18 protein-coding genes are annotated in these 21302 nt (G+C 51.1%); 17 read left to right on the forward strand and 1 reads right to left on the reverse strand.

The window, feature by feature from the left end; translation table 11 throughout:
- The first annotated feature begins 68 nt into the window (after positions 1 to 68).
- The 14 genes from M0651_RS02430 (at position 69) to glnA (ending at position 16499) form a co-directional block, all read left to right on the forward strand.
- A complete protein-coding gene (locus M0651_RS02430; protein WP_248550239.1) occupies positions 69 to 977 on the forward strand; it encodes a putative sporulation protein YtxC in 909 nt (302 codons plus the stop codon).
- A gap of 427 nt (positions 978 to 1404) precedes the next feature.
- On the forward strand, positions 1405 to 3342 hold the full coding sequence (thrS, locus tag M0651_RS02435; RefSeq protein WP_248550240.1) for a threonine--tRNA ligase: 1938 nt from the start codon (positions 1405 to 1407) through the stop codon (positions 3340 to 3342).
- Between the two features lie 338 nt (positions 3343 to 3680).
- Positions 3681 to 4376, forward strand: a complete 696-nt coding sequence (locus M0651_RS02440; protein ID WP_248550241.1) for a 3D domain-containing protein — start codon at positions 3681 to 3683, stop codon at positions 4374 to 4376.
- Positions 4377 to 4504: 128 nt separating this feature from the next.
- Positions 4505 to 4654 carry a hypothetical protein gene (locus M0651_RS02445; protein ID WP_016312938.1) on the forward strand — a complete coding sequence of 50 codons (150 nt, stop codon included), beginning with the start codon at positions 4505 to 4507 and terminating at the stop codon, positions 4652 to 4654.
- A 169-nt stretch (positions 4655 to 4823) separates the two neighbouring features.
- Positions 4824 to 5783: a cell wall-active antibiotics response protein LiaF gene (gene liaF / locus M0651_RS02450; protein ID WP_248550242.1), complete on the forward strand. Its 960-nt coding sequence runs from the start codon at positions 4824 to 4826 to the stop codon at positions 5781 to 5783.
- Between the two features lie 4 nt (positions 5784 to 5787).
- Positions 5788 to 6831, forward strand: coding sequence for a HAMP domain-containing sensor histidine kinase (locus tag M0651_RS02455; RefSeq protein WP_248550243.1), 1044 nt, complete (start codon positions 5788 to 5790; stop codon positions 6829 to 6831).
- Positions 6828 to 7481, forward strand: coding sequence for a response regulator (locus tag M0651_RS02460; RefSeq protein ID WP_248550244.1), 654 nt, complete (start codon positions 6828 to 6830; stop codon positions 7479 to 7481). Before M0651_RS02455 ends, M0651_RS02460 begins: the two co-directional genes overlap by 4 nt.
- 129 nt (positions 7482 to 7610) lie before the next feature.
- Complete coding sequence (locus tag M0651_RS02465) at positions 7611 to 9236, forward strand: S1C family serine protease (RefSeq protein WP_248550245.1); 1626 nt, start codon at positions 7611 to 7613, stop codon at positions 9234 to 9236.
- Positions 9237 to 9387: 151 nt separating this feature from the next.
- The gene (locus M0651_RS02470; protein ID WP_193418325.1) at positions 9388 to 10077 is read left to right on the forward strand and encodes a response regulator transcription factor; all 690 of its coding nucleotides are present in this window, start codon (positions 9388 to 9390) and stop codon (positions 10075 to 10077) included.
- A gap of 2 nt (positions 10078 to 10079) precedes the next feature.
- Positions 10080 to 11537: a sensor histidine kinase gene (locus M0651_RS02475; RefSeq protein ID WP_248550246.1), complete on the forward strand. Its 1458-nt coding sequence runs from the start codon at positions 10080 to 10082 to the stop codon at positions 11535 to 11537.
- A gap of 63 nt (positions 11538 to 11600) precedes the next feature.
- Positions 11601 to 12560: a 4-hydroxy-3-methylbut-2-enyl diphosphate reductase gene (locus tag M0651_RS02480; protein WP_248550247.1), complete on the forward strand. Its 960-nt coding sequence runs from the start codon at positions 11601 to 11603 to the stop codon at positions 12558 to 12560.
- 111 nt (positions 12561 to 12671) lie between these two features.
- On the forward strand, positions 12672 to 13379 hold the full coding sequence (locus M0651_RS02485; RefSeq protein ID WP_248550248.1) for a CAP domain-containing protein: 708 nt from the start codon (positions 12672 to 12674) through the stop codon (positions 13377 to 13379).
- Between the two features lie 391 nt (positions 13380 to 13770).
- Positions 13771 to 14814, forward strand: a complete 1044-nt coding sequence (aroF, locus tag M0651_RS02490) for a 3-deoxy-7-phosphoheptulonate synthase (RefSeq protein ID WP_248550249.1) — start codon at positions 13771 to 13773, stop codon at positions 14812 to 14814.
- 260 nt (positions 14815 to 15074) lie between these two features.
- The gene (gene glnA, locus M0651_RS02495; protein ID WP_248550250.1) at positions 15075 to 16499 is read left to right on the forward strand and encodes a type I glutamate--ammonia ligase; all 1425 of its coding nucleotides are present in this window, start codon (positions 15075 to 15077) and stop codon (positions 16497 to 16499) included.
- 107 nt (positions 16500 to 16606) lie between these two features.
- Here the strand turns inward: glnA and M0651_RS02500 are convergent, their stop codons facing one another.
- Entirely contained in the window at positions 16607 to 17608 is a 1002-nt protein-coding gene (locus M0651_RS02500; protein WP_248550312.1) for a LacI family DNA-binding transcriptional regulator, read from the reverse strand.
- Positions 17609 to 18056: 448 nt separating this feature from the next.
- Between M0651_RS02500 and M0651_RS02505 the strand changes: the two genes are divergently transcribed.
- The 3 genes from M0651_RS02505 (at position 18057) to M0651_RS02515 (ending at position 21277) form a co-directional block, all read left to right on the forward strand.
- Positions 18057 to 19427 (forward strand): ABC transporter substrate-binding protein, encoded by a 1371-nt coding sequence (locus tag M0651_RS02505; protein WP_248550251.1) that lies wholly within the window; start codon positions 18057 to 18059, stop codon positions 19425 to 19427.
- 120 nt (positions 19428 to 19547) lie between these two features.
- A complete protein-coding gene (locus M0651_RS02510; protein WP_248550252.1) occupies positions 19548 to 20441 on the forward strand; it encodes a carbohydrate ABC transporter permease in 894 nt (297 codons plus the stop codon).
- Positions 20441 to 21277: a carbohydrate ABC transporter permease gene (locus M0651_RS02515; RefSeq protein WP_248550253.1), complete on the forward strand. Its 837-nt coding sequence runs from the start codon at positions 20441 to 20443 to the stop codon at positions 21275 to 21277. Before M0651_RS02510 ends, M0651_RS02515 begins: the two co-directional genes overlap by 1 nt.
- Positions 21278 to 21302 lie beyond the last annotated feature (25 nt).

Consider the following 21302-nt stretch of genomic DNA (forward strand, 5'->3'; position numbering starts at 1 on the left):
ACCGTTTCCGTATATCCGTTTCCTTCCCGCCATATACTTGGAGAAGGAAGCGGAAGGGGGCCAGGTTCATGGATTTTTTTACCGTACGCGTTAATTGCGGTTCCGCCGAATCGGAGGAACGGTTCAAAAACCTGATACAAGATGCCGTTAACAGCTTACATAACCGCGAGGTTCAGCTTACATTTCAAGCGGCTGAGGGCGAGATGCTGGAGGCTGTGGTGATCGGCCGGCCGGATGAGGACGGCGGACAAGATTACCCGGAACAACTGATCGACTTATTATCGCTCGGAATCGCGGAATACCTGATAGGTGTGAAGGAAGAAGAGCTAGCTGCTCGAGTGATGAAACGGGATTACAGCTTCGAATCCCGGGATGAAGCGTTGCAGGTCCAACAGATGGTGAACCGGATGTTGGCGGAAGACACGGAAACCGGAAGCTCCCGAGAGGAACGAAGAACGTTGATCCAAGAGGCGCTTCGCGAGTATTTGCAGGCTTCTTCCGATCTTCATCTGGATGGATTCGCCCTGTTTCGCTTAAAGACATATGAGGACAAGCTGCGGGAAATTGTGGATTTTGCCGTGGACGAATACTTGCTTGATAAGCAATATGAGGAGTTTATTGGGCTGCTGCAGTATTTCGTGTATTTTCAAGAGCCCTTGACGCCGTTGGTTCACTTGATGCATAAACACGGCCATGAATTCGCGATCTTGAACGAGCAATTTACGCCGGTCCACGTACCGGCTTCGGGCGGGGTCGTTGCCCGGATTGCCGACCAGGAAATGCAGATGGAAGACGTGATCGTTAGCACCTTGATCTCCTTGTCCCCGGATAAGATCCTGATTCATACTCAGGACCCGGATGCTCAGGTGATTACGACTATCTCGCGGATTTTTGGAGAGCGGGTGGAAATCTGTTTGCTTTGTCCTCATTGCAAGCTGTTCCATCAAGAATATCGCCGCCTGGATCAAGGCAGATAAGATATGGGTTCCTTGACGGCTCGAAAAGTTAGCATTATAATAACTTGCAAGTATTAGGATCATGATTAGCTTCGTGATCAAAAGCTGATTATTGAACAACTTTAATAGCGTTGACAAAGACATGAGCCAGAGGGCTTGAACGGTACAGAGAAAGGGAACTTGGCTGGAATTCCCTTCGGTTTCGCTTTTGGTTTACCCCTTTGTAGCTGTATTCCCGAACCTTCACGAAGTAGGGATTACCGGTTCATTCCCGTTACTGAATGCCGAATTAAGGACCGTTTCCGAGGTATATTCCATTGGGTACTGAAGAACGGTCGAATGAGGGTGGAACCACGGGTATAACGCTCGTCCCTTTCCGGGACGGGCGTTTTTTGATTTGTCCGCTCCGGTAAATCCAACAACATTTTAGAATAGGGAGGAACAAAAGGTGGCAGTATCTGTTATTTTGCCGGACGGTTCGGTTCGGGAGTATGCGGAAGGTAACAGTTTGGAGGATGTGGCGGCTTCGATCAGCAGTGGTTTGCGTAAAAACGCGCTTGCCGGGAAGATCAACGGCGTGACGGTTGATTTGAATACGAGGTTGGTGGACGGCGCCAAGGTAGAGATTATTACGGGGGATTCGCAGGACGGTCTGGAAATTATGCGTCACAGCAGCGCCCACTTGATGGCTCAGGCGGTGAAACGCTTGTATGGCAACAAGGAAGTGAAGCTCGGGATCGGTCCGGTCATCGAAGACGGGTTCTACTATGACATGGACCTGGAGCATCCGCTCAATCCGGAAGATCTGCAAAAAATCGAAAAAGAAATGGAACGTATCATCGGTGAAAACCTGCCGATTACGCGTCGGGAAGTAAGCCGCGAGGAAGCGGTGGCGATCTTTACCGAGCTGGGCGATCCGTACAAGCTGGAGCTCATTCGTGATCTGCCGGAAGACAGCGTCATTTCGATTTACGATCAAGGTGAATTTTTCGATTTGTGCCGTGGGCCGCATGTGCCATCGACCGGGAAGATGAAAGTATTTAAACTCTTGAACGTGGCTGGCGCTTACTGGCGCGGTAATAGCAACAACAAAATGCTGCAGCGGATTTACGGCACGGCGTTTATGAAGAAAGCCGAGCTGGATGAGCATCTCCATATGCTGGAAGAGGCCAAGAAACGGGACCATCGTAAGCTGGGTAAAGAACTGAATATTTTCACATTCAATAACCTGGTGGGTCAAGGTCTGCCGATCTGGTTGCCGAAGGGAGCTACGGTTCGCCGGACACTCGAGCGTTATATCGTGGATATCGAGGAACGTTTGGGTTATCAACATGTGTACACGCCGGTGCTTGGTAATGTGGATTTGTATAAAACGTCCGGACACTGGGAGCATTACCAGGAGGATATGTTCCCGAAAATGGCCATCGATACGGAAGAATTCGTACTCCGTCCGATGAACTGTCCGCACCATATGATGGTGTATAAGAGTGACATGCGCAGCTATCGGGATCTGCCGATCCGAATCGCTGAGCTTGGGATGCAACATCGCTACGAAATGTCCGGCGCTTTGACCGGGTTGCATCGTGTGCGCTCGATGACGCTGAATGACGCGCATATTTTTTGTCGTCTAGATCAAATTAAGAGTGAGTTCTCCCGGGTGCTCGACCTGATCAAGCAGGTCTATAACGACTTTGGGATCCATGAATACCGTTTCCGGTTGTCTTACCGGGATCCGCAGGATACCGAGAAATACTTCCAGAACGATGAGATGTGGAACACGGCGCAACGGATGCTCCGCGAAGTAGTAGAGGAAGCGGGTCTGCCGTTCTTCGAAGCGGAAGGCGAAGCGGCGTTCTACGGTCCGAAGCTTGACGTGCAGATCAAAACGGCGCTTGGCAAAGAAGAAACGTTGTCCACCGTGCAAATCGACTTCTTGCTGCCGGAACGTTTCGAGCTGGAATACGTAGGCGACGACGGCGCTAAACACCGTCCGGTCGTGCTGCACCGCGGGATCCTCGGCACGATGGAACGCTTCACGGCCTTCTTGCTCGAGAACTTTGCCGGTAACTTGCCGCTCTGGCTCGCTCCGGTTCAAGCGAAGGTTATTCCGGTCTCCGGTAACTTTGATGATTACGCGCGTCAGGTGGAAGACAAGCTGCGCGCTGCTGGTATCCGCGCGGAGAGCGATCTTCGGAACGAGAAGCTCGGTTATAAAATTCGCGAAGCTCAGCTCGAGAAGCTGCCGTACATGTTCGTCGTTGGCGAAAGCGAGCAAAGCGCAGGTACTGTCTCCGTGCGTAAGCGCGGCGAAGGTGATCTTGGTGCTCGAGCGGTGGATGAAGTTGTCGCTCAGCTGCAGGAAGCCATTCGCAACCACGTGATTTAACTCGCATGCTTGCTTGCTTCGCTAGCCCGTGACTCACAGCGGAGCAAATGTTGCATTTTATGCAACATTCCAGCCTCCTTTGGCGCAAAGCCCTCAATAATGTTGCACTTATTGCAACATTTGGGGCTTGGTGCGGCTAAAGAGTGCAGAAATGGTGCACTTTTTGCAACATTTTTGTGGTGAGGAGGCGTAGGAGTCTACATGAGCAACGGAGAGCACAGTTGAATTCAAGATTCGACGCCGAGTGAGCTCCCCTGCATTTGCTTCGTGCTGGAAAGCCAACATGTATAGAATTGGGCGGATGTGGAAACCCTTTCGGATAAGGGGGAGGTTTTCTCATGCGCCAATTTCATTTCTGGCAAAAGATTAGTAAACGCTGTTTGCTTGCTGGACTGCTCATTTTTACGATGGCGGCGGATCTACCGGCCAGCGGAGTTCATGGAGTTCATCCGCAAAGCTTAAACGCGAACCGGCAAGCCCGGAACTTCGCGGAATGGCTGGAGCTTAAGCAAACGCAGCAACTGCAGGTTGAAAGGGCCGTTCGTCAAACTCAATATCAGCGGGTCATCGTCATGAGCCCGGAACATAAACAGGCTCAGCCTGAACGCAAGAAAGTGGAAACGATCAAAGTTTTAGCGACCGGTTATACCGCCGGCTACGAGTCTACCGGCAAGAAGCCAAGCCATCCGCAATACGGAATCACGTATTCAGGCGTTAAGGTACGGCGTGACAAAGACACCGTCTCGACGATCGCCGCCGATCTGAAGATTTTTCCGCTGGGCACGATCCTCTACATCCCGGGATACGGTTACGGGGTCGTCGCCGATAAAGGCTCAGCCATCCGCGGCCACAAAATCGATCTTTATTTCGATACCATTAAGCAGGTTTACAAGGAATGGGGCAAAAAAGAGGTCGAGGTGCAGGTGGTCCGCAAAGGAGAAGGCAAACTCACCGAAGCGATGCTGCGGGAGCTTGGCAAAGTGATGGAAGTGAGTAAGGAAATTCCCGACAACCTGTGGGATAAGGCGATTTGAAGTTCGTCTTAAGCTTTCGCATAATTCGCCTTCCCGATTCGCATAATAAGCTACGTGGTCAACATAGAGAGACCACGTAAAACGCCGATGATTTACGATTCGGCGTATGCGAGAGGGAGGTGAAATTCATGGCAAATCAAAAGAAAGCCGCTTCTCCAGGTTATAAAACACCGAACGAGAAGTTTAACGAGGAATTTGCTGAGGAAAGCACGGCTACCGTTGCTCAGAAAGCGAAAGCTTCCCGCAATGCAACGACTCCAGTGAACAAACAACAATAATGATAGCGTGAAAGAGCAAAGGGCGTCCCTCGGGGACGCTCTTTTACATATATCCCCAATCGCCTCGGTCTCGGGACCGAGCCGTCTTTCCATCCCGCGCCGCTGTTCAGCAGCTCTGGCTTCAGGTAAACTGACATTAGTAAGAGGCAGTCCATTGGAGGTAAACGAGATGAGAAACGGCTTATTTGGAAGGTTTATAGGCGGGATGGTGCTGATCGGTATCGGGGGAGTATTTCTTCTGAACCAGCTTGGAGTGACCGATTTCAGCATCGGCGAGATGTTCTCCACCTACTGGCCCGTATTTTTGATTCTGGGGGGATTGGTGAACCTCAGTAACAGTGGCCTGCGGGGCGGGAACTTTGTCGGCAGTGCCATATTAATTCTAATTGGCGGTTATTTTCTGGGTCGAAACCTGAATTTGATTTACTTAAGTCCCGGTGAATTTTTTCGCTTCTTTTTCCCGATGATGCTGATTATCGGCGGTTTGTACGTATTGTTCAAACCACGTGATCCGCATCGACGGAAGCGGCATGAGGATTTTCCACCTCCGCCAATGCCGCCGCTTAATCCGCCGCCCCCTCCGCCAACGTTCCATCCGGAGATGGAATCGCCGCTTGATTCGATTTTTGGTTCGATGGAGAAGGATAAGGAGAAGGAGCGGGAACAGCAGGCGAAACAGGAAAAATCGCGATTTGAGCAACCAAAGTTTAGTCAATTCCACGGAGGAAGCGTACCGGGAGACCACGGGCCCGTGATTCAGAAGTCCGGATTTATCGGCGACGTTCATTTAGGCCAGGATTATTTTCAACTGAAACCGATGAATATCTCTCATTTTATCGGCGATACGATCATTGACCTGACCAAAGCACAGATTCCTTATGGGGAAACGAAAATCAACGTATCGTCGTTCATCGGTGACGTTAAGGTGTTCGTCCCCGACGATATGGATATCGGCATCGTGGCCACCTCAAGCGCGTTCATCGGCGACTTGAAGGTGCTGACGCAAAAGCAGGGCGGATTCATGACCAGCGTCACGGCTGAATCTCCGTATTATGGCGAAGCGAGCAAACGGGTAAAGCTGATTGTCAGCGTCTTTGTAGGTGACGTCAAAGTCAACATGGTAGGTTAATCCCATGATCGTGCAGCGGATATTGAAGAATACGAAGTGGGAACTGTTGTGTTACTTTTTACTCACCGGCAGCCTAACGGCGGTTGCCTTCTATATCGGAACCACCACCGGGGTGATCGTTGTCCGTGATCCCTGGGTGTGGATTTACGATATGGCAGGCATCGTCGTTTTGGCGCTGATTATCGGTTATATCGCCGGCCGGCGCATTCAGGGAAAGATCGATCACCTGCACCTGAACATGCTTCAAGTGGCCAAAGGCAATTTATCCGTGCGGATGCCGGAGACGGCGGACCAGACGTTTAACGGGTTGTATCAGGAATTCAACAATATGATTGACGCGATGGAGAAAAAGATGCAGCTCCTGCAGCAGCTTGGGGAGCAGGAGGTTATCGAGAAGGAGCAGGCGACGGAGAAAGCGGTGCTGGAGGAGCGCAGACGGCTCGCCCGCGACCTGCACGATACCGTCAGTCAGCAGTTGTTCGCCATACATATGGCGGCTTCGTCTTTGCCAAAAGTGCTGGAGGTCAACGCGGCTCAGGCGGAAACGGTTCTGAATCAGCTGATTCAGATGTCGAATACCGCGCAAAAGCAGATGCGTGCCCTGATCGCTCAATTGCGTCCGATGGAGCTGGTGGGTAAATCCTTAGCGGAGGCGCTGGATCAGTGGTTTCCCGATTATTGCCGGCAAAATGGGCTAAAGGGGATCAAGGACATGGACATCCAAGGAGATATGTCGGAAGCGAAGGAACATCAGCTGTTCCTAATCATCCAGGAAGCGATGGCCAATATCGTGAAGCATGCCGGAGCCGGCATGGTCAGCTTGTCATTGCGGGAAGGCCCGCGCCAGGTTGTGCTCAGCATCAGCGATGACGGACAAGGCTTCAGCAGCACGTTCCAGAAGCAGGGCTCTTACGGTTTGACGACGATGAAGGAGCGGGCCGAGAAATTGGGCGGCAACACGGAAATCATCAGTAAACCGGGGGCGGGAACGACGATCCGGGTGCATATTCCGAAGTTCGAGGAAGGTAAAGGGGGAGGCCGCGAATGAGCAAAATTAAGGTGATGATCGTCGACGACCATGACATGGTGCGAATGGGATTAAAGACATATTTGATGCTGGATCCGGGGTTCGAGGTAATCGGTGAAGCCGGGGACGGACGCGAAGCGGTGGAGGTACTGGAGCGCGGGCTTCCGGAGGGGCCCCCGGATATCATTCTGATGGACTTGATGATGCCGAATATGAACGGGGCAGAGGCAACTAAGGAAGTGTTGAGTCGATTTCCGGGCATGAAAATCGTGATCTTGACCAGCTTTTTGGAGGATGATCTCGTGGTCCAGGCAGTTGAAGCCGGTGCGGTCAGCTATGTGCTCAAGACGGTCTCCGCCGAAGAACTGATTTACGCGCTTCAAGGCGCGTACCGCGGGATGCCGGTGATGACGGGCGACGTAGCCCAGGCGCTTACGCGTGGCCTTAGACAACGAACCGTACAGGGCGATGATTCAGGGATGACTGAGCGGGAGAAGGAAGTCCTGCTTCTGATTGCCGAAGGCAAAAGCAACAAGGATATCGCTGAAGAGCTGCATATTAGCATCAAAACGGTCAAAACGCATGTCAGCAATCTGCTGATGAAATGCGAACTGGAAGATCGCACGCAGCTGGCGATTTACGCACACCGTCAAGGGTGGGTGGCACGTTAATAGAGAGGCACTCTAGCTTTTATCTCCTTTTTAATTGTTTTTAATGTACGTTTAAGGTTTCTGGTACAGAATAAATACATGAAAACAAGTTACCCCTGAATTACGCAGGGGAAGGAGGTCAATCATACCATGGACGATCAAAAGAACAAATCGGGCCAACCCTTTGAAGAAGACGCGAACGAATCGAAACGCCAAGAATCTTCGGAGTTGGGCTCTTCCTATTATTATTCTTACGGACCTTTTCAATCCTATGGAAAAACAAACGAGGAACCGAGCCAAGGTGCAGACTACGAACGCAGCCAGCCTGAAGAGGTGGAAATGACGAGACCGCAGCCGCTTAAACCGTTTCCTTCTTCCTACGATATGATTCGCAGCACGGTCGAATCTACTAACGGATCTAATGGAGACGGGCGCAACAACTTCCCTGCGGCGAAAAATAGCAACTGGCAATACAACAGCAAACCGCCGAAAAGATCCTCGGTCCGTTCAGTGATCGCTGGCGTATTGGCGGGCATGCTGATTATGACCGGCGCGATGGTCTTTGCGGACCGCGTCAACCTGTTTACATCGGATCAAGCGGCTACCGCTTCGGTGCCGGCATCGGGAAATGCGTCAGGCAGCGGAAGCGCGGAATCAACCGGCAAAGCGACAACCGCCTTGTACCCGGTAACGGATGCCGGAGAAGTGACCAAAGTCGTCAGCCAAGCCGGGCCGGCCGTCGTGAAAATCGAAACGCTAACGGATTCGAATAAGCAAAGAAGCAGCAACCCGTACAGCAACGATCCGTTTTACCGCTACTTCTTTGGTGATGATGCGTTTGGCTCCGGCGGGAACAACGGAAGCGACGACGGGAGCGGCGGTTCGTCCTCCGGTTCGAGCCAACTGGTACCGACGGGTATCGGATCCGGGTTTATTTTCGATAAAACGGGATACATTCTGACCAATGAACACGTCGTTCATAACGCCGATGTGGTGCAGGTCACGGTGCAAGGCACTGAGAAGCCGTACGAAGCCAAGGTACTCGGCACGAGTTACGAGCTTGACTTGGCTGTGTTGAAGATCGAAAGCAACAGCAACTTCCCATCGATTCCGCTCGGCAACTCCGACAACACCCAGGTCGGCGAATGGATGGTTGCAATCGGTAACCCGCAGGGCTTTGACCATACGGTTACGGCCGGGGTATTAAGTGCGAAGGAACGCGATATCTCAATTGCCGGCGAGAACGGGGAGAAAGACCGGGAGTACGAGCATCTGCTGCAAACGGACGCTTCGATCAATCCGGGGAACTCCGGCGGTCCGCTGCTGAACCTAAACGGCGAAGTGATCGGGATTAACGTGGCCGTTAGCTCCGACGCCCAGGGGATTGGATTTGCGATTCCGACGAGTACCATCAGCGAAGTCCTAGAAAAACTGAAGAATAATGAGAAAATTCCGCAAAAGCCGGTACCGTTTATCGGAGCTACCTTGATGACGATGACCGAGGAAGTGGCGAAGCAAATGCAAACCGACGTGAAGGAAGGTTCGATCGTCACTGACATCGTCTTCAAATCGCCGGCTTATAACGCCGACCTTCGTCCTTACGATATCATCACCGGGGCAAACGGCACCAAATTTGCCACGAAGGAGAAGTTGATTGAATTCATTCAGAAGCAGCAGGTTGGCACGAAGGTTACGATGAACATCGTTCGCGATGGTAAGAACATCGACCTTGAAGTCACGGTTGGCGACAAAAATGAGTTCTCTAACGTGAACTAATACGCACGGGAAGTCACTAGGGCGGCGAAGGCGGCAGGAATAGAGCCTGCCGCCTTTTTTGGTACCCGGATGCGGGTTGCCGGTCCGTTTTGATACAATGGAGACAGTGGAGCTTGCCCGAGGCAAGCGCAAGGCAAAGGAGAGATTGTTCGTGAGATCGGCAATTTTGGTTATAGATGATGATGAGAAAATCACGTCGATGCTGCGGCGCGGCCTGGCGTTTGAGGGATATGACGTCTATACGGCCCAGAACGGAGCGGAAGGACTCTCGATGATGATGAGCGCCGACCCGGATTTGATTATTTTAGACGTCATGATGCCTAAAGTAGACGGGTTCGAGGTATGCCGGCGATTGCGCGAGGGAGGAAGCACCGTACCGGTGCTGATGTTGACCGCCAAGGACGAGGTCGAGAACCGGGTGAAGGGATTGGATCTGGGCGCGGACGATTACCTCGTCAAACCTTTTGCCCTGGAGGAGCTGCTGGCCCGGGTGCGAGCATTGCTTCGGCGCAAGGATTCGGCGGGAGACGCCGGCAACCAGCGGCTTATTTTTGAGGACATCGTCATGGATCTCGATTCTCGCGAGGTTACGCGGGCCGGACAGCGTTTGGAACTAACCGCCAAGGAATTTGAGCTGCTCCACCTGTTCTTGCAAAATCCCAAACGGCTGCTGACCCGAGATTTAATCATGGATAAAATTTGGGGTTACGACTACAGCGGGGAGTCGAACGTGCTGGAGGTTTATATTGCCATGCTTCGGCAAAAGACAGAGGAGCACGGCGGCAAACGTATCATTCAGACGATCCGCGGGGCCGGTTACATCCTGAGAGGAGAGGCTTAAGCATGTCGATTCGGCTGCGGCTGACTGCATGGTATACCGGGATTTTGGCCGTTACGCTGATCCTGTTCAGCGCTTCGATCTATGCCTTTGTCCGATATAACACCTATATGGAAGTGAAGAATCGGTTGGAGGATCAGGCCAATCGGATCAAAAACTCCCAAAGCTACAGCATCACTCAGGGACTGGATTTGTATTTGGATCCGATGCAGGCGAACCGGTTAGAGGATGCCCAACTGTTTGTGCAGATCCACAATTATACGGATGGAAACACGCGGTATTCGCAAAATCTGTTGAGTTGGAACATGAAGTTCCCCGTTCCTGACGCCGGCTCGTTGAGCAAGATCGCGGGCTTCAAGAAGGTTCAGCTGTATAATCAGTCTTTCTTGCTGTATCAGCTTCCGATAACGCTCGATAACAATTTGATTGGTTTGATCCAGCTTGCGGCCTATACCGGCGCCGAAGATAAGCTAATGAACCGGATGAGCACGGTCTTGTTATTTGGCTCGATCATCACGATTCTGGCGGCCAGCTCACTGGGTCTCTTCCTTGCGCGTAAATCGATGGCGCCTATCGGCAAGGTCATTGAGGCGGCAAACGGGATTCAGACTGGGAATGATCTGAGTGTGAGGATCGATTACGAAGGGCCAAATGATGAAATCGGCCAACTGATTGGCACCGTCAACAACATGCTCGAACGAACCGAGGGCTTTTATAGGGAGCTTGAGGAGGCCTATTCGACCCAGCGCCGGTTCGTATCGGATGCCTCCCATGAATTGCGAACACCACTCACGACAATTCGCGGCAACGTGGACTTGTTGAAGCGGATGTGGACTCAGGATGAAGCACGGCGCGATCCTGGCGAAGAGGAACGGGTACGCAACTTCTCACTGGAAGCTGTGAGCGACATCGCCGCTGAATCCGAACGAATGAGCCGGTTGGTGAACGATATGCTGTCGCTGGCCCGTGCGGATGCCGGGCAAACGCTGACGAAAGAGCCGCTGCTGCTGGCTCCGGTTGTGGAGGAGGTCGCCCGAAGGGCGCAATTCTTGCCGCGGAGAGCGGAGTGGGTCCAAGGCGATTTGCAGGCACTAGAGGGTGTGACGGTTGTTGGCAGCAAGGATTATTTGCAGCAGATGTTGTTTATTTTTATTGAAAATGCGTTCAAATATACCGAACAGGGCAGCGTCACGATCGATGCTGTTCAATCGGCAGGACAGATTGGCATCCGCGTCGCTGATACGGGCATCGGGATGGACCGCAGCGAGGTACCGCATATTTTTGAACGCTTCTATCGGGCGGATCCGTCCCGTGGGGTTATTCAAGGAACCGGGCTGGGGTTATCGATTGCCAAATGGATTATTGACGAACACGAGGGCTCTGTAGAAGTGTTAACGAAGCGAGGCGAAGGGACGACTTTCATCATCTGGCTTCCCACTGTCTTTAATGCCCTCCAGGAATAGTTTATAATAGAGAGGCCCCCTCCGTCAGGGAAAACTGGGGGACGAGAAAGCAGGGATACGATCATGGAAGTCATTAAAATTTCGCCGCGCGGTTACTGCTACGGCGTCGTGGACGCGATGGTTCTGGCCCGGCAGGCGGCTAAGAACCTCGATCTCCCGCGGCCGATATATATACTAGGCATGATTGTGCACAACAGCCATGTCACGAATTCTTTCGAGGATGAAGGGATTATTACGTTGGACGGCCCGAATCGCCTCGACATTTTGAGCAAGGTGGAGAGCGGGACAGTTATTTTTACAGCGCATGGGGTGTCGCCGGAGGTCCGCAAGTTGGCCCGTGACAAAGGGCTGACGACGGTCGACGCTACTTGCCCGGATGTGACCAAAACTCATGTACTCATCGAAGAGAAGGTTGCCGATGGGTATGAGGTGATTTACATCGGGAAGAAAGGGCATCCCGAGCCGGAAGGCGCGGTAGGCGTAGCACCAGACAAGGTGCATTTGATCGAGAAGGAAGAGGAGATCGAGCTTCTGAATCTATCGGCCGACAAAATCGTAATCACCAACCAAACGACGATGAGCCAGTGGGATATCAAGCATATTATGAAAAAATTGCTGGAGAAGTTTCCCGGCGCTGAGGTGCATAACGAGATTTGCCTGGCGACCCAGATGCGCCAGCAGGCGGTTGCGGAGCAAGCCAGTCAGGCGGACCTCGTGATCGTCGTTGGCGATCCCCGGAGCAATAACTCTAACCGGCTCGCACAGGTGTCGGAAGAGATCGCCGGAGTTAAGGCGTACCGGATCGCCGACGTCACGGAGCTGAAGCGCGAATGGCTGGAAGGCATCCGCAAGGTAGCGGTGACCTCAGGCGCGTCGACGCCGACGCCAATTACGAAGGAAGTCATCCATTATCTAGAGCAATATGTCCCGGAAGTACCGGCGACTTGGGATATCGTCCGAACGGTCAATCTAGCGAAATTATTGCCTCCAGTTAAAGTCGGAGCTAAAAGTAAAGAGGAATAAAAGTTTACCAACATTTGCGGGGTCCCATACGAGTCGATACATGTTATACTCGTTGTAGAAAGGTTACAAAAATGTAACTAACCTATCAACTACAACGAAGGAGATGACAGGATGAAATCGAATCGACTGAAACGTTTGGTGACGGGTGGACTAACTGCAATGTTAGCCGCAGCAGTTATTGTGCCGGCTTCGGCATCGGCAGCCTCGAATACGACGACTTATAAAACTTATACAACATTTAAGACTTACACGACTTACGGTACGAACTCGAACACTTGGACAAATTATTATACGATTCCGTGGTATCAATATAATCAACCGCAAACGGGTAATAAGACGCAAACCGGCACTACCCAAGGCACTACACAAGGAACAACGCAAGGAACAACGCAAGGAACTACGCAAGGAACTACGCAGAGCGGCAATACGCAAAGCGCAACGACCGACAAATCGCAGTTTGCGACCCAGGTCATTACGCTGGTGAACCAGGAGCGTGCAAAACAAGGACTTAAGCCGCTTACCGGTGACGCGGCACTGAACAATATGGCATGGGCCAAAGCGAAGGACATGAGCGATAATAACTATTTTAGCCATACCTCTCCAACCTATGGTTCACCGTTCGATATGATGAAAAAATTCGGCATTAAATTCGGCTATGCCGGTGAGAATATCGCGATGGGGCAGAAGACACCGGCGGAGGTCGTCAACGCCTGGATGAACAGCGAAGGTCACCGCGCCAATATTTTGAACGCCAATTACAACCTGATCGGCGTGGGCTACTATAACGGGTATTGGGCCCAGGAGTTCGTTGGTAGATAAGCACTTATAGGATAGGCCGGAGAGTCCAGCTCTCCGGCTTTTTTGTGTTTTGTCGCTTTTTTCACGATTATCCCTTTTGTTCAGGGGGGGGGGCTGTTCAGGGAGCAGGCGGGCGGGTGTGGCCGGGATAAGGATGAATCCCATTCTGTTGCCTGATTCATCGGGATAATCCCGTAAAGCGTCCGGAAGAGACGTGTTAACCCGAGCGCCAAGTTATTCAAACGCTTGCCTATGTCCAATGGGGTTGACGGGGAAGACAAATTCGGCTATAGTTACTTTAGTGGATAAAAGCTTAAAAGCACACAAGCGTTCAAGCGAAATAGTGCCTGTACGTTCGAATATTGGTTTTTAGCCCGACGACGAATCGCCAATGAAGAAAGGATGGAATCGTATGATCGTTATTACATCAAACCAAACGCCTGAGGAACGCGTTCAGGAAATTATCGCCGTGATTGAGAAGGAAGGCTTGCAGACCCATGTTTCTCGCGGGAAGGATCGGACCGTGATCGGATTGCTCGGCTCGATCGAACCGAAACTCGCCGAGCATCTTCGCCAAATGAAGGACGTCGAAAACGTCATCAAAATTTCGAAATCCTATAAATTGGCCAGCCGGGACTTTCATCCAGAGGATACGGTGATTTCCATCGGCGACGTGAAGATTGGCGGCGGGGAGCTTGTTGTCATGGGCGGACCTTGCGCCGTGGAATCGCCGGAACAAATCGACGAGATCGCCCGTTTGGTGAAGGCGGCCGGCGGGCAAGTGCTGCGAGGCGGCGCGTTTAAGCCGCGCACCGGGCCGTACAGTTTCCAGGGCATCGGCGTGGAGGGCCTTATCATGATGGCGGAGGCGGGCAAGAAGCACGGCCTGCTGACCATTACGGAGGTCATGACGCCGGAGTACGTGGATGTGTGCGCCGAATACGCCGACATCTTGCAGGTTGGAACACGCAACATGCAGAACTTCGATTTGCTGCGCAAGCTGGGCACCTGCAACAAGCCGGTGCTGCTGAAACGCGGCTTTAGCGCCACCTATGACGAGTTCCTGAACGCGGCGGAATACATCCTGGCGGGCGGCAACCCGAACGTGATGCTGTGCGAACGCGGGATCCGTACATTCGAGACGTACACGCGCAATACGTTGGACCTGTCGGCCATTCCGGTCCTGCAGGGCTTAAGCCATCTGCCGGTGATTTCCGACCCGAGCCACGGCACGGGCCGCCGTGAACTCGTTGAGCCGATGACGAAAGCATCCGTGGCTGCCGGCGCGGACGGTCTGATCATCGAAATGCACACCGATCCGGATAACTCGATGACCGGGGACGGCGTTCAATCCTTGTTCCCTGACCAATTCGCGGCTTTGCTGCAAGATTTGGAGAAATTGGCTCCATTGGTAGGGAAACGTTTCGATACCCCGAAAGCCGCACTTCACGTGTGAGATAGCCCGACATATGCAACGCTTTCATGAATTGAGCAAATCCCTAAAGTCCATTCCCCATGCGGCGAGTGGGCTTTTATACTATTTGTCGTATAATTTGTACTATGCGTAATAATACCTTATATCGGATGTAAAAATACCTTACATAAGTATTGACGACTTCGCCTCCATCGTCCTATAATGACGACATAATCATACTAAAGGATGAACGTTAATCGCAAAAACTAGATTTAATGTTCGTGATTTGGGGAGGAAAGAGTATGTCAGCAGAGTTCGTTTTAAAGACAATCAAGGAAAAACAAATCGAGTGGGTAGATTTCCGCTTTGTTGATCTATCGGGACGGGCACATCATATTACGCTTCCAGCTAAAGAAGTAGATGAGGACACTTTCGTGAACGGCGTTGCTTTCGACGGATCTTCGATTCCCGGGTTCCGTGGCATTGAAGAATCCGACATGGTCATGATGCCGGACCATGGTTCCGTATTCGTCGATCCGTTTACCGCGCATCCGACGTTGAACGTGTTTTGCGATATCTATACGCCGGACGGCGAACGTTACGAGCGCGATCCGCGCAGCATCGCGGTTCGTGCGGAAGAATACCTGAAGCAAAGCGGTGTGGGTACAGCGGCATTTTTCGCACCGGAATCCGAATTCTTTATTTTCGACGACGTTCGCTTTGAGAGCGGAATGAACAAAACGTTCTACTCGGTAGATTCCGAAGAAGCAGTTTGGAATACGGGCCGTTCGGAAGAAGGCGGCAACTTGGGTTACAAAGTGCCGGTCAAAGGCGGTTATGTACCGGTAGCCCCAACTGACAAGCAGCAGGACATTCGCAGCGAAATGTGCCGTTTGCTTGAAGAAGCCGGCCTTCGCGTGGAACGTCACCACCACGAGGTAGCGACAGCAGGTCAAGCGGAGATTAATTTCCGTTTCGACACGTTGCTGAAAACGGCCGATAACCTGATGGTCTACAAATATATCGTGCACAACACCGCCGCTCAGTTCGGCAAAACGGCAACGTTCATGCCGAAACCGCTGTTTGGCGACAACGGCAGCGGGATGCACGTGCACCAATCGATCTTTAAAGGCGATACTCCGTTGTTCTACGAAAAAGGCGCCTATGCGAACCTGAGCGAAATCGCCCTGAACTACATCGGCGGCATTCTGTACCATGCGCCGGCGCTTATCGCCTTCACCAACCCAAGCACCAACTCGTTTAAACGCTTGGTTCCTGGCTTCGAGGCTCCGGTAAACCTGGTTTACTCGAAAGGGAACCGCTCGGCAGCCGTCCGGATTCCGGTTGCTGCCGTAACGCCGAAGGGCTGCCGCATCGAGTTCCGTACGCCGGACTCCACGGCTAACCCGTACCTGGCCTTCTCCGCCATGCTGATGGCCGGCCTTGACGGCATCAAGAACAAAATCGATCCGGTGAAACTGGGTTACGGACCGTTCGATAAGAACATCTATGAATTGTCCGACGAAGAGAAAGCGACGATCCGCAGCGTTCCGGGTTCCCTGGACGAAGCGCTGAACGCTTTGGAAAGCGACCATGAATTCCTGACCCAAGGCGGCGTATTCACGAAAGCGTTCATCGACAATTTCGTGGAGTTGAAGCGCGCCGAAGCAAGAGCCGTTGCCGTGCGTGTACATCCTTACGAATTTGGCCTCTATTACGATCTGTAAGAAGAATTAGCTATTATCATCCGAATAGAAACAAAGAAACGTCCCCGAGAGTTGGTTTAAATCCTCGGGGACGTTCTTTGTTTGCGTATATAAGTGCAGGCCTAAACTTAGTAGCGATCCGATTGCGCGGCCCCGCAGGACTGTCGAACCACCAGTTCGGGTTCGACGACGACGCTGCTTGTGACCGAGGTGTTGTGGATCAAGTCGTAAAGCAGGGAAGCGGCCAGCCTGCCGATTTTTTCCTTGTTCTGACGGATCGTACTCAGCGCCGGAGTGGTGTAATTGCAGGCTTCAATATCATCGCAGCCGATGATCGCAATATCCTGCGGAATTCGTAAATCATGCTCTTTCAAAGCGCGCATCGCTCCGATGGCGAGTTGATCGGATGCGGCGAAGATGGCTCTGGGCAGGTTGCCTGCCTTGATCATACGGTTCATGGCTTCGTAACCGCTGGCTTCAAAGAAGTTCTCCCCGTTTACAAACCACTCGTCATTCACGAATAAACCGAAATTTTCGATCGCAGCTTTATATCCGTTTTCACGCATGTTCGAAATGTCGGATTCCAAGGTGCTGCCGATATACCCTAATTCCCGATAACCCAGTAGGTAGAAGTGTTCTACCACCTTAAACGACATCTTATAGTTGTCGGACATGATATACCCGGAGCTCTTCCCTTTGAGCTCGATATCAACGCCGATACATGGGATTTCGCTATGATCCAGCTCGCTTATCGAGGGCTCAACTTGCTGCCCCGTGACGATAATGCACCCGTCGACATGATAATGCTGGCAACGCGCCAAATAGTCGCCGTCGACCGCGTGAAACTTTTCGTTCGAGAAGAAGAGGAGATCGTATCCGAACATGCCCATTTGCTTCTTGAAGGCATTCAACACTTCCACGAAAAAAGGATGGTTAAAATCGATATTGAGCTTTCCGGCAAAGATGACGCCAATGAGATTGGATTTCTTGGTGGCGAGCGTTTTCGCTGAATTTGAGGGAACGTAACCTGTTTGCTTCATGATTTCGAGAACTTTCGATCTGGTTTCTTCCGAAATATCGCTATAGTTATTAATTATTTTGGAAACGGTTGAGATGGAGACACCAGCCATTTCCGCAATCGTTTTTATGTTGACGGCCAAGGGAAAGTCGCCCCCCTTCTGTAATAAACAGCACTCGGAAATATTATAGCATCCGAACTATTCAAATTCACTTATTACGAAACTATTTTCGTAAATAGTGTAATAAAAGCCTAAACTTTAGTCAATATGGGGGACCTACAACCAGATTTCGACAGCTTGCAAACGTGATTATCTTCAGAAAATCCTGTTGCAATCAAGGTTTATTGCTGTGTGAATTGAATTTAGAGAAAAAATCACTTTACAAACAAAAAGATTGATGCAATAATGTGACTTGCGAAACCGCTTTCGGTGCTTGAATCGATATTTATAGAATAGGGTTACTTATTTTCGTGATTTTAGGAAATGATCTCCCGGAATAAAACATGTCGGACAAGGCCGATTGGATTTCAACCATTATTTTGTCATTGGGGGTAACAGCATGGTTAAGAAAATTACTGCATTGGTAGTGGCGAGTGCACTTACACTTAGCCTGGCAGCTTGCGGAGGAGGCAACAACAACGGCGGAAACGCAGCTTCCAACGATCAAGGCAATGCAGCAGGGGGCAGCACCGGGGATAAGAAAGTCGTGAAAATTCTCCACTGGAAACAAGAGAACATCAACAAGGCAATGGAAGAAATCAACAAAGCCTTCGAAGAAAAGTATCCGGAATACAAAGTCGAATATACAACGACCGGACCGGATGATGAGTACAAACAAGCGCAAAGAGCAAGAATCACCGCTAACGACGTCGACGTTATGGCCGACTTGTCGGGGATGAGACTTTCTCCGCAGGAATGGACACCAGGGGCTAAAACGCCTGACTGGCAACAATGGATCGAATCCGGTCTGATCGCTGATTTGTCCGATCAAGCTTTCATTAAAAACTGGAACGCAAATGACATCGAAAAAGCCGGAACGTTTAACGGCAAAGTCTATGCGGTTCCAACAGGTAAAGTTGCGATGTCCGGCTTGTTCTACAACAAGCAGATTTTCGAAGACAACGGACTTTCCGTTCCTACCACTTGGACCGAGTTCCTTAAGCTTTGCGACGATTTGAAAGCCAAAGGAATCACTCCGATCGCCGTAGCCGGTAAAGACGTATGGCCTTTGAAACTGCCTGTGTTCGCGCTGCAAGCGAAGATTCTGGGCGGCGGCAACCAACAAAAATGGATCGAAGGCGTATGGAAAGGCGAAACGGCTTACAATGACGCTGAAGCCGTAGAAGTCCTCGATAAAATGAAGACGATTCAAGACAACTATATGATCGACGGCTTCATGGGTATCGACTACGCTTCCGTACCGTCCATCTTCGCCGCTGGAAAAACAGCGATGCTGGCTGACGGTTCCTGGGATGCTCCGACCATCGCAACGGCTAACCCTGACCTGAAATTCGGTTATTTCCCGCTTCCAGCTACGGAAGACAAGACGAAAAATGCTTCTTTCGTAGGGAAATACGACGTTACTTGGTATGTAGCCGATAAAGGACCGAACAAAGAAGGCGGTTTGAAATGGCTGGAGTTCTTCTCCCAACCTGAGAACTATACGAAATTCGTCAAAGCGGCCGGATTTATCCCGACTCAAGACAACATCTCGACGGAGAGCGAATTCATCGATAATGAGCTTACTCCATACCTCGGCGACTTTGAACTGGCCTATGAAATCATGATGATCAACCGTGAGAACGTAGGCGAACATCTGGCTGCGGAAGGCGTGCATACGGAATATCTGGCTCCTGGCGGCGAATTCAAAACGGCCAAAGAGCTGGCTGACGTACAGCAAAAAGAATGGGAAGCTGCAGAACCTAAGTAAGCACCCGATTAGAAAAGAGAGACAAGCCGATTAGGCTAAATAATTGGAAATACCATACTGCTTCGGGGTCTGGACATCAGGCCCCGATCATTTATGATTTGGACCTGTGAGGTGAGAGAGTTGTATCCATTTGGAAAAGGTTTCGCTAGGTACATCCCGTATTTGCTGTTATTGATTCCTTTCGCATTGTACGTCATTTTTTATTTTGGTCCTTCGATGCTGACGGTTGTGTATTCTTTCACGGACGTGAAGAATATCCCTGGCAGTCCCATGAATTTTATTGGTTTGGATAACTACCATGACTTATTTTTCGCCGGAAACTCTGGAGAACGCTGGCGCTCCATTATTAATACATTAATCTTCATGTTGGTGGTCACCGTGGTCCAAAACGGGGTGGCTTTGTTTGTTGCCGTTCTGATCAACCAGCGACTGAAAGGCGATTATTTTTACCGCGCCGTGTTTTTCCTCCCGGTCGTACTTGGGGTTGCCGTCGTCGCGCTGATTTGGGGCATGATGTTCGACCCGATGAGCGGTCCGGTCAACTTGCTGTATGACTGGCTGTTTGGTTATAAGGATATGTTCTTCGCAAGCTTCACCCATGCGTTCGGATATATTATTTTCGTTCAGATCTGGATGTACATGGGTTACTCGATGCTGATCTTCCTGGCCGGTCTGCAATCCGTTCCGAAAGATCTATACGAAGCCGGTTACATCGATGGAACGAACAAGTGGCAATCGTTTAAGCATATCACCTTCCCGTTGATCGCACCGTCCTTTACGGTGAATATGCTGCTTTCGATCATCGGGGCGATGTCCACGTTCGATATTATTTTGGCGACCACGGACGGACGTTTCAACACAAGAACGATGGCTTATGACGTATACAAGGAAACGTTCCGAGGCAGCTTGGAGATGGGTTTGCCGTCGGCATTGTCCGTCGTCCAGTTCCTGCTCATTCTTGTTTTCGTCGTCTTTGCCGTTAGACAAACGCGGAAGAGAGAGGTGGAATATTAATGAAAAACTCCAAATCATTCACTATTCTGTCCTACTCGATCATTGCCGTACTGTTGGTTCTTTACGTCGTTCCGTTAATTCTGGTATTAAACGTATCGTTGAAGTCGTATCCCGAGTATTTGATGAATCCGATCGGGTTGGTCAAAGAGGTTCAATGGCAGAACTATGCGAGCGCTTGGACAGAAGGGAACTTTGCGAATTACTTCTTGAACAGCGTAATTTATACGGGGATTGCGACCGTTCTCACGATCATCGTCTCTCTCCTGGGCGCGTTCCCGGTAGCCCGCGGCTACGTCAAATGGGCCGGGTTCATCTATATGTTCTTCCTCTTGTCGCAATTTCTGCCTAACCCGATGGTTGCGCAATATAAATTAATGCTGAGCTTTAAGGATAGCCTGGATTTTTTTGGCTATGATACGAAGCTGGGTTATATTATCCTAAAGACAAGCGGCACCGGGGTTGTATTCATGATGTTCGTCGGCTATATCAAATCGATCAGCCGCGAGTTGGATGAGGCCGCTGGGATGGACGGAGCAGGTTATTTCCGCTACTTGTTCCAAATGATTCTGCCGCTGATGAAGCCGGTTATCGCAACGGGGGTTATTTTGACGGCCATCGGGATCTGGAACGATTTCGTGGGTCCAATCATGTATTTGCCGAGCAAAGCCAATTACCCGATTACCTTCGGTTTGAAGGAGTTCAAAGGCCAATACGGAAACAACTGGCCGCTGTTGGCCTGTGGAATCACGATCGTAGCGGCGCCGCTCATTTTGCTCTATACCTTCATTCAAAAATATTTGGTGGACGGTGCACTGGCCGGGGCTGTGAAATCGTAAACGCGAACTATCAATGAAAGGGAGA

It is taken from the genome of Paenibacillus mellifer (genome assembly GCF_023195895.1).
GTDB classification, from domain to species: domain Bacteria; phylum Bacillota; class Bacilli; order Paenibacillales; family Paenibacillaceae; genus Fontibacillus; species Fontibacillus mellifer.